Origin of the sequence: Stenotrophomonas sp. 3diitr2024, assembly GCF_042136455.1 — a bacterium.
Taxonomy (GTDB): domain Bacteria; phylum Pseudomonadota; class Gammaproteobacteria; order Xanthomonadales; family Xanthomonadaceae; genus Stenotrophomonas; species Stenotrophomonas sepilia.
In genome coordinates, this window is record NZ_JBHHMJ010000145.1 from 1 (window position 1) to 386 (window position 386).

The window sequence follows — 386 nt, forward strand, 5'->3', positions numbered from 1 at the left end:
ACGCTGTAGCCCAGCACCTGCCGGGTCTGGACGCTGATGACCACGGCCAGATGCAGCCATCCCTGGCGGGTGGGGACATACGTGATATCCCCGACCCACGCCGTCGGTCCGGTTCCGGGGGCAAATTGCCGATCCAGCAGAACCAGTAGGTCCATCCACAGAAGAACCCGGCCGACGGGCCGAGCAGGTCGGTGGAGAAGTCGATGAAGGATTTGTACTGCAGGTTGGACAGCAGCAGCTCGCCCATCGCACGCATCAAGGCGATGGCGCTGAACCATCCGCAGGCGCTGCACCGCCTGCTGGAGGTCACCACCGAAGCGGTGATCGCCTACCTCGGTGCGCAACGCGCGGCCGGTGCGCAGGCGCTGCAGGTGTTCGACACCTGG

General features: G+C 65.5%; 3 pseudogenes. 1 reads left to right on the forward strand and 2 read right to left on the reverse strand.

The annotated features are described in order from the left end of the window. Both ABGA94_RS03565 and ABGA94_RS03570 read right to left on the reverse strand, forming a co-directional pair. A pseudogene (locus ABGA94_RS03565) lies at positions 1-140 on the reverse strand (IS3 family transposase); the annotation flags it as partial. Further along, a pseudogene (locus tag ABGA94_RS03570) lies at positions 131-259 on the reverse strand (hypothetical protein); the annotation flags it as partial. The pseudogenes ABGA94_RS03565 and ABGA94_RS03570, both read right to left, overlap by 10 nt. Here ABGA94_RS03570 and ABGA94_RS03575 point away from each other — a divergent pair. Next, positions 237-386 (forward strand): annotated as a pseudogene (locus tag ABGA94_RS03575) (uroporphyrinogen decarboxylase family protein); the annotation flags it as partial. The pseudogenes ABGA94_RS03570 and ABGA94_RS03575 sit on opposite strands and share 23 nt — an antisense overlap.